This is a genomic window from Arthrobacter sp. 2YAF22_2, from assembly GCF_052114645.1.
Classification (GTDB): domain Bacteria; phylum Actinomycetota; class Actinomycetes; order Actinomycetales; family Micrococcaceae; genus Arthrobacter.
This window is the reverse complement of record NZ_JBFRFD010000193.1, coordinates 1-6130: the sequence shown is the minus strand read 5'-3', so window position 1 is coordinate 6130 and position 6130 is coordinate 1. Positions and strand designations below refer to the sequence as shown.

The window sequence follows — 6130 nt, the reverse complement described above, 5'->3', positions numbered from 1 at the left end:
GCCGCAGGGTGGTGCGGACAGGCCGCACGCCGCGGGCCCGGAGCACCGCTTCGGCCTGCCCTGCAGCGGTGCCGTTGCCCACGAGGATGCCCAGCGGCCTGCGGCCGAGGACCCTCGTGACGTCCTTGACCGCCTCCCCGAGCGGGGAGGCGTCGTCGATCGTCGAGTAGCTCAGGCACCGGCCGGCGCCCTCGATGGGTTCCARCGCAGGCACCGAACCGGTGGCGATCACCAGCTGGTCGTAGCTGAATTCGAGGCCGTCCGCCGTCGTGACCCGGTGCTCCGTGGCGTCGATGAAGCTGGCCGGCTGCCCGAGTCGGACCGAGACCTGGGGCAGGGCGGCGAGCTCCAGCAGCGCCTCCGGGGCRTCATCGCGGTTGCTGAGCACGGTGATGCCGCCGGCGAACGGGGTGCGGGTGAGCCGGTGGACCAGCGCCTGCGCCGCCGGTCCGGCTCCGGCGATCACGATCCGCGGCCGGGTCTCGGAGGTAGCGGACACGGTGGAGATGGCGGGTGTTTCCGTAACGGACATGTGCTGGCCCTTTCGCTGGAGGCCGGTGGATGTGGCCAGTGTTACTGATGTTCCCCAGCGTAGGGGGCTGATTTTTCGCGCAGGTTACCGGGTTGTTGCGGTATTTCCCCGGCTTGTTCGCCAGTTGTTACCGGCTGGTAATGGCGTGGCTCACATCCGCAGCCGGTAGCCGCGCTTGACCACCGTCTCCACCAGGCTGCCGTCCGGCAGCGCGGAGCGGAGCCGGCTGACGGTCATGTCCAGGGCGTGGACCGATCCCCGCAGTTCCAGCAGCTCGGAGAGCGCGTCGCGGGACAGYACGGCCCCGCCGGCGCCCAGCAGCGCCCGCAGCAACAGCAGCGGCGCCGGTGCCAGTTCCAGCGCCTCGCCATCGATCCGCAGCGACCGGCCACGCAGTTCCACCGCGCCCAACGCGGTATCCAAGCGCCGCACATGGTTCAGGGCCAGGTGTTCGCAAACCAGACGAATCAGGGCGCCCATCCGGAACCGCTCCGGAATCAGCGGCTGCACCCCGGCGTCGAGCAGCGGCTGGGCGGTGATGGGGCCGACGACGGCGGTGGCCACGTCGGACTTCAGGCTCGCCACCAGCTGCTTGTAAAGGCCCATCTCGTGCGCGGTGCTCCACATTGCATCGACGGCGGGGGCGCTGGTGAAGGTCAGGACGTCCAGGTTGCCGCTGCAGGCCGCCTCGATCAGCTTCGGCAGCAGGTCGGCGCCGTCGGGCTTGACCCAGCGGTACGGCGTGACCGTCATGACCGTGGCGCCGGACAGCCGCAGCCGCTCCAGCTGGCGGACATCGGTGTAGCCATGCAGCTGCACGGCCACGGTCTTGCCGCGCACCCCCTCGGCCAGCAGCAGGTCCACCAGCGTGGCGGTGGTCTCGTCGCTGCTGATTCCGACGTCGGCCAGTCCGGCCGCGCGGACGGCGCCGCGCGCCTTGGGCCCCCGGACGAACATCCGGGTGGCGCCGAGGGCTTCCAGCAACTGCTCGCCGATCCCGAAGGTGTCCGCCGCTTCGCACCAGCGGCGCATCCCGTAAGCGGTGGTGGCGATGCAGAGTTCCGGCCGGGCCGCGATGACGGCACGGGTGTCCTCGATCAGCCGCTGGTCCTCCTGGACCGGGGCGATCTTCAGCGCCGGGGCGTGCAGCACCTCGGCGCCGCGCCGCTCCAGGGCCTCGATCAGGTCCTGGGAGCGGCGGTGCGAGGTGACCCCGATGCGGAAGCCCTCCAGCGGCAACTCGACTTTCTCCACGGTAACCTCCGCGGCCGGCGGCCGGTCGGGATGCGGGGGCTGCTCCGCGGCGGGGCCGGCGACGGCACCGAGCGCGCTCACGGCGCTCACGCCCCCATCAGCGCCGCGGCCAGGCGGTCCAATTCGGCTTCCGCCTCCGCGCAGCCTCGGTTGGCCTCGGCCACCCTGACGACCTCTCCGATCACCAACACGGCCGGGTTGCTGCAGTCCGCGGCCGCCGTCGTGATGGTGCCCAGCTCGGCGATGGTGGTCCGCTGGCCGGGGCGGTAGCCGCGTTCGACGACGGCCATCGGCATGTCCGCGCGCATTCCCGCCCGCCGGAGGCCGGCGGCGAGCTGGTGCAAGGTGCCGATGCCCATCAGCACCACAATGGTCCCGCCCAGTCCGGCGAGGTGCGTGTATTCCTTCCCGGTCAGCGGGGCGTGGCCGGAGACCACCGTGAACAGGTGGCTGACCCCGCGGTGGGTGACCGGGATCCCGGCTGCGGCCGGGACGGCGATGGCGCTCGTCACGCCGGAGATCACCCGGACGGGGACGCCGGCCTTCACGCAGGCGGCCACTTCCTCGCCGCCGCGGCCGAACACGTACGGGTCCCCGCCCTTGAGCCGGACCACGTTCCTGCCGGCCAGAGCCGCGTCCACCAGAAGTTCCTCGATGCCGGACTGGCTGACCGGGTGGTGGCCGGGCATCTTACCCACGTCCACCAGTTCCGCCGTGCTCAGCGAGGGAAGTTCCTGGTACGGGGCGAGGCGGTCGTAGAAGACGACGTCGGCGTCCCGCAGGGCCTTGATAGCGGCGACGGTCAGCAGTTCGGTGGTTCCGGGCCCGCCGCCGACCAGGGTGACCTGGCCGGCGGGTCCGGCGGCGGGTTCCGCCGCGACCGGGATTCCGGTTTCGCGGCAGCGGTCCAGGAGCGCCTCCCAGCCGGGCTGGCCGTCGTCAACCGCGGCGACCAGGAAGGGCCGCTCCGGCAACGGGCCGTCGCGGCGGGAACCGCCGGGGCTGCTGAGCCGGGAGACGACGGCGCCGGCGGCCCGGTAGCGGCGGACGGCTTGGCGGGCGGCGGCATCCGAGCCGGTGACGAGGACTTCGCGTCCGGTGAGTTCAATGTTGAGCTGCATGGCTATGCCTCGTTTTCGTCAAGCAGTTCAGGTGTGGTGGAACGGACCGGGATGTGCGACCCGATCAAGACCGGCTGCTGACCGGCCCGGGCCTTCTCTTCGGCCGTGGCGGGGCGCATCTGGCCCCGCTCGTCGGAGACGAAGGTGATGGAATCGTCCACCTGGTCCGGGGCGTTGACGAAGGACCGGAAGCGGCGGAGGCGCTCCGGATCCTTCAGGGTGTCGGCCCATTCGTCGACATAGGTGTCAACGTGCTTGGCCATGGCGGCCTCGAGGTCTTCGGCGATGCCCAGGACGTCGTGCACCACGACGTCCTCGACGTGCTTGATCCCGCCGTCCAGTTCTTCCTGCCAGCGGGCGGTGCGCTGCAGCCGGTCGGCGGTGCGGATGTAGTACATGAAGTAGCGGTCGATGTACTTGACCAGGGTTTCGTCGTCCAGGTCCTTGGCCAGTAGCTGGGCGTGGGCCGGGGTGGCGCCGCCGTTGCCGCCGACGTACAGGTTCCAGCCGTCCGCCGTGGCGATGACGCCGACGTCCTTGCCCCGGGCCTCGGCGCATTCGCGGGCGCAGCCGGAGACGCCCATTTTCAGCTTGTGCGGGCTGCGCAGGCCGCGGTAGCGCAGCTCAAGCCGGATCGCCATGGCCACCGAGTCCTGGACGCCGAAGCGGCACCAGGTGGAGCCGACGCAGGACTTCACGGTGCGCAGGGACTTGCCGTAGGCCTGGCCGGATTCGAACCCGGCGTCCACGAGCAGCTTCCAGATTTCGGGCAGCTGCTCGAGCCGGGCGCCGAACATGTCGATCCGCTGGCCGCCGGTGATTTTGGTGTACAGGCCGTACTGTTCCGCGACTGCCGCGATCACACCGAGTTTCTTCGGGGTGATTTCGCCGCCGGCAATGCGCGGCACCACCGAGTAGGTGCCGTCCTTCTGCATGTTGGCCAGGGCGCGGTCGTTGGTGTCCTGCAGGGTGCCGCGGCCGGCGTCCAGGACGTAGGCGCTGTTCTGGCTGGCCAGGATGTTCGCGATGGTCGGCTTGCAGATGTCGCAGCCGTCGCCCGTGCCGTACCTGGCCATGACTTCCTCGAAGGAGGTCAGCTCCAGGACGCGGATGGTCTCGAAGAGGTCCTGGCGGGACAGCTCGATGTGCTCGCACAGGGCCTTGGAGACCTCGACGCCGGACTTGGTGAGTTCGCTTTCGAGCAGCTTCTTGAGCATCGGCACGCAGGAACCGCAGCTGGTGCCGGCACGGGTGCACCCCTTCAGTTCGCCGAGCTCCTGGACGGGTGCGTTGCCGTCGCCGGCCCCGCAGCCGTTGACGGTGTCGCGGATGGTCCCGGCGGACACGTTGTTGCAGGAACACAGGATGGCGTCGTCCGGGAGTCTGGCCTCCAGGGCTTCGCCCCCGGCCCCGCCGCTGGCCGCGGTGAGGTACGCGCCGGGTTCGGCGGCGAGTTCACGGCCGAGCATCGGGCGCAGCGACGTGTACGGGGTGGCATCCCCGACGAAGATGCCGCCGAGGAGGGTCTTGGCATCGTCCGTGGTGACGATCTTCTGGTAGACCCCGCGGGCCGGATCGGCGTAGACGATCTCCAGCGCGTGCTCGGTCCGGGCGAAGGCGTCACCGAAGCTGGCGACATCGACGCCGGAGAGCTTGAGCTTGGTGGCGGTGTCGAAGCCGGGGAAGGTCGCGTCGCCGCCGTGCAGCCGGTCGGCGACGATCTCCGCCATGGTGTTGGCCGGAGCCACGAGACCCAGGCACATGCCGCCGAAGTTGGCGACCTCGCCGATCGCCCAGATGCCGGGAACCTGTGTTTCGCAGCCACCGGAGATCACGACGCCGCCGCGCGGGCCGAGTTCGAATTGGGGCGCGCCGTCGTGCCCGTCCGGGCCGTTGGCGGCGCGGAACAGCTCGTCGCGGGGCCGCACACCGACAGCAACGATCACGATGTCCGCGTCGATGGTCCGGCCGTCCGCCATGAGTACGCCGGTGACCTGGCCGTCGTCGTCGGCGAGGACCTCGGAGGGGAACACGCCGCCGTGGACGGTGAAACCCTTGGCCTCGATGAGCCGGCCCAGGGCCTGTCCGGCGCCTTCGTCCAGCTGGGTGTTCATCAGCCAGGGCGAGCCGTTGATGACGATCGGGGTGGCGCCGAGTTGTTCGGTGCCGGCCGCGGATTCCAGACCCAGGAGGCCGCCGCCGATGGTGACGGCGTTGACCTTGCGGCCGACCTTGGCCGTCAGGTCCGCGATCGCCTGGTTGATGGCCCGGACGTCCTCCAGCGTGCGGTACACGTGGGTGAGCTCCGAGCCCGGGATGGGCAGACGGGCCGCGTCCGAGCCGGTGGCGACGACCAGTTCGTCGTACGGGTAGCTGGTGCCGGCAGCGGTGGCCACGGTTTTCGCCGCGGTGTCGATGCTGGTGACGCGCTCGCCGGTCCGGAGGGTGACGGCGTCGTGGTCCCACATCGACGCGCTGCCGAGGGTGAGGTCCGCGGCGGTGTCGGTCAGGGTCTTACTGAGCGCTACGCGGTCGTAGGGCAGGTGGGCTTCCTCGGTGAGGACGGTGAGTTGCCAGCCGTCGAGGCCGCGGGCGTGCATGGCGTCGGCGAAGCGGTGCGCGGCGGGTCCGCCGCCGACGACGACGACACGGCGGCGGGTCTGCCCGGACGCGGTCCGGGGAGGCACGTTTTCTGGGCTGGCGGTCTGTCCGGTCACGGGTGGCCTTTCGTTGGGCCGCAGGCGGTGCCCTGCAACGATGAGGTCCAGGTGTTTCGGCTATCGGCGCCGAGCAACTGGTCCGTTCAGCCTAGGGACCGGCAGTTTCCCCTCAGTTTCCTTTGTGTTTCGCCAACTTAACTTCTGCATCACGGCTGCGTTTCCGGCCACGTGAGATCCCTTTTACCCGCCGGACACATTGGCCGCACGCCGTAGAAACACGGCCGACCTAGCGTGGAGACATGGCCGCAGCCGTGGCCGGTAATTTTGATAGGGGCCGACATGACCGCCGTACTGGAAAGCACAGCCCGCAACCATGGGAAGCGAATCGGCGGTGGAGCCGGAGCTGCCTGGCACCGGGTGTGCGCCGTGGAGGACCTGGAGCCCGGCTGGGGCGAGGCTGCGCTGATAGCGGGACGCCAGGTGGCATTGTTCCGCACGGCCGCCGGTGAGGTATTCGCCGTCGAGCATGCCGATCCGGCGACCGGGGCGCATGTCATGGCCGG

Annotated in this window: 5 protein-coding genes; 1 reads left to right on the top strand and 4 read right to left on the bottom strand. The window is 70.2% G+C overall.

The features are described from left to right. The 4 genes from AB4Y86_RS09635 to nirB all read right to left on the bottom strand — a co-directional run. Nucleotides 1-532: FAD-dependent oxidoreductase (locus AB4Y86_RS09635; RefSeq protein WP_441402021.1), on the bottom strand; the 532-nt coding region annotated here is incomplete at its 3' end. 150 nt (nt 533-682) lie between these two features. After that, the gene (locus AB4Y86_RS09630; RefSeq protein WP_441402022.1) at nt 683-1786 is read right to left on the bottom strand and encodes a uroporphyrinogen-III synthase; all 1104 of its coding nucleotides are present in this window, start codon (nt 1784-1786) and stop codon (nt 683-685) included. Nucleotides 1787-1872: 86 nt separating this feature from the next. Beyond that, nucleotides 1873-2907, bottom strand: coding sequence for a uroporphyrinogen-III C-methyltransferase (gene cobA, locus AB4Y86_RS09625; RefSeq protein ID WP_441402020.1), 1035 nt, complete (start codon nt 2905-2907; stop codon nt 1873-1875). Between the two features lie 2 nt (nt 2908-2909). Further along, nucleotides 2910-5624 carry a nitrite reductase large subunit NirB gene (gene nirB / locus AB4Y86_RS09620; RefSeq protein WP_441402019.1) on the bottom strand — a complete coding sequence of 905 codons (2715 nt, stop codon included), beginning with the start codon at nt 5622-5624 and terminating at the stop codon, nt 2910-2912. A 282-nt stretch (nt 5625-5906) separates the two neighbouring features. Here nirB and AB4Y86_RS09615 point away from each other — a divergent pair. Next, nucleotides 5907-6130 (top strand): nitrite reductase (NAD(P)H) small subunit (locus AB4Y86_RS09615; RefSeq protein ID WP_441402018.1); only part of this gene is annotated, 224 nt, incomplete at its 3' end.

What these genes read in the sequence shown, in the direction of transcription:
- cobA (WP_441402020.1), bottom strand. Translation starts at nt 2,907, where the DNA reads ATGCAGCTCAACATTGAACTCACCGGACGCGAAGTCCTCGTCACCGGC.